Here is a 2029-nt window from a genome sequence, read left to right on the forward strand (position 1 = left end):
TGCCGCCCGGCCCTTCTGCCAGCGGCACTGGTCCAGAGCCTGCCGTATCATGCGCTCTTCCAGACGCATGACGGCCTGATCCAGCGTGGCGGCCTCGGCCTCCACGGTGAGCACCAGCCCCACATCAGCATGCAGGTCGCCCAGAGAAGACAGGGCTTCCTCGCCAAAGGCCATGTATCTGTCCAGAAAATTGTAAAGCTCGCGCACGTTGCCGGGCCAGTCATAGCGCTCCATAGCCAGGCGTACGTGCTGCGGCAGCACCATGAACACCTTGCGCCGCTCCATCCACGCATCCACCAGCAGGGGAATGTCGCCCTGCCGCTCACGCAACGGCGGCAGGGTAATGGAAAGCACATGCACCCTGTAGTAGAAGTCCGAACGCATTTTCTTTTCGCGCACCATATGCGCAAGATCCTGGTTGGTGGCCGCAATGAGCCTGAATGAAGACTTGCGGGGCCGGTTGTCGCCCACCGGGGTGTACATCTTGTTTTCAATGGCCCGCAGCAGCTTGACCTGAAGGTGCAGCGGCAGCTCGCCTATTTCGTCCAGGAACAGGGTTCCTCCGTGGGCCGCGCCGATATAGCCGTCCTTATTGGCATGCGCGCCGGAAAAGGCCCCCTTGACGTGGCCGAAAAACTCGCTTTCCAGCAACTGCTCGGGAATGGCTCCGCAGTTGACGGGCACATAGTTGCCCTTGCGACCGCTGTATTCATGAATGCTGCGCGCCACCAGGTCTTTGCCGCAACCGGTTTCGCCGTAAATGATGACGTTCGAATCCGTTTCCGCAGCACGCAGAACCTGGCTGTAGAGCTGCCGCATGGGTTCGCTCTGCCCCACCATTGCCCCCAGGCCGCGCAGATTGACCACAGATTCCCGCAGTGCGCGATTTTCTTCACGAAGGGCAAGCTCCTGAAACTTCTGCTCGCTCACGTCCATGATCAGGCCTTCCAGATACTGCGGACAGCCCTCTTCATCGTCCACGCATTCGCCCTGGTCCCAGAGCCATTTTACCCGGCCGGAGGGCAGCAGAAGGCGGTACATGACCTGGTAGGATTCCCGCGCGACAATACTGTCGCGTATGGTTTTTCGGGTCCTCTCAAGGTCATCGGGGTGGGTCATGCGCTCAGTTGTTATGTCCCATGAGCATGTCCCCGGCAGTGATGCCCAAAAGGTCGTAACAGCCCCGACTGACGAATTCCAGTTCGTAAATCAGGTTTTTCTTTTCATCACGGGTGTCGCCCAAAATGCGGCAACGATATGCCATCCCCGGCAAACGGTTGAGTAAACGGCGATAACTTTTTTCCACGTTCAAAAAAGAAGGCTGGGAAGACAATGTCATGGCATCACCTTTTACATTTTCTGTCGCAATACGCGACAAAAATGTCGTGTTTCGCAAGCGACAATCACCCGATGTGCCAGAAAACACAAGCTCCGGCGTGGGCCTCGCGCACAAAGACATCTGGCACCATTAATGCAATAGGCAGGCCAATTGCTCCAAACCCATTCCGGAGGACTCGACATGTCGCATAACCTCAGTGTTTCTCTCTCCCGCAAGGGGGCCAGGGGCGATCTTGATATGGATGTGGCCGCCATCGGCATGATCTCCATCGACGGAGAAGCGGTGCCTTCCGAAGAGCGCGCGGGCGTAGCCAAAAAGATGCTGGGGGTCTCTGCCCTGTACTGCTATTGTGCCGCGCTGGACAAGGCCCTGGGCACCCGCAACGCCAAATACGACAGCATCCGTGGCTCTGCCACGGTGCGCACCGGCACGGACGAACTGGGCCGGGGCCGCGTCATCGGCATTGATATTGACGTGACCGTTCATTATGGACGAGGAATTTGCCTTTATTTTCGACCGGGTTGAAAAAGTCATGCGCAAGGGCTGCCTTGTGACGGGCTCGCTGGAAAACGCCTTCCCGGTCACCTACAAGCTCACCCTTGCCGAAGACGAGGACTAGGCATGACTGCCGAAAGCCAAACCCTCACCGTCATCGGCGGCGGCCCCGGCGGCTACACGGCGGCCTTTGCG

General features: G+C 58.5%; 4 protein-coding genes. 2 read left to right on the forward strand and 2 right to left on the reverse strand.

What is annotated here, in order from left to right:
* Nucleotides 1–1119 (reverse strand): sigma 54-interacting transcriptional regulator (locus V6C07_RS11225; RefSeq protein WP_333536569.1); only part of this gene is annotated, 1119 nt, incomplete at its 3' end.
* Nucleotides 1120–1123: 4 nt separating this feature from the next.
* The gene (locus tag V6C07_RS11230) at nucleotides 1124–1339 is read right to left on the reverse strand and encodes a hypothetical protein (protein ID WP_333536570.1); all 216 of its coding nucleotides are present in this window, start codon (nucleotides 1337–1339) and stop codon (nucleotides 1124–1126) included.
* A 180-nt stretch (nucleotides 1340–1519) separates the two neighbouring features.
* Between V6C07_RS11230 and V6C07_RS11235 the strand changes: the two genes are divergently transcribed.
* Both V6C07_RS11235 and V6C07_RS11240 read left to right on the forward strand, forming a co-directional pair.
* Nucleotides 1520–1864, forward strand: a complete 345-nt coding sequence (locus V6C07_RS11235) for an OsmC family peroxiredoxin (protein ID WP_333536571.1) — start codon at nucleotides 1520–1522, stop codon at nucleotides 1862–1864.
* Nucleotides 1827–1958 carry a hypothetical protein gene (locus V6C07_RS11240; RefSeq protein ID WP_333536572.1) on the forward strand — a complete coding sequence of 44 codons (132 nt, stop codon included), beginning with the start codon at nucleotides 1827–1829 and terminating at the stop codon, nucleotides 1956–1958. The genes V6C07_RS11235 and V6C07_RS11240 overlap by 38 nt, the downstream gene beginning before the upstream one ends.
* The last annotated feature ends 71 nt before the right edge of the window (nucleotides 1959–2029 follow it).

The organism is Desulfovibrio sp. 1214_IL3152 (genome assembly GCF_036763055.1).
In the GTDB taxonomy this organism is placed as follows: Bacteria; Desulfobacterota; Desulfovibrionia; order Desulfovibrionales; family Desulfovibrionaceae; genus Desulfovibrio.

Excerpts from the sequence above, each read along its gene's own strand:
- V6C07_RS11235 (WP_333536571.1), top strand. The coding sequence starts at position 1,520 with ATGTCGCATAACCTCAGTGTTTCTCTCTCCCGCAAGGGGGCCAGGGGC.
- V6C07_RS11230 (WP_333536570.1), bottom strand. The coding sequence starts at position 1,339 with ATGACATTGTCTTCCCAGCCTTCTTTTTTGAACGTGGAAAAAAGTTAT.
- V6C07_RS11240 (WP_333536572.1), top strand. The coding sequence starts at position 1,827 with ATGGACGAGGAATTTGCCTTTATTTTCGACCGGGTTGAAAAAGTCATG.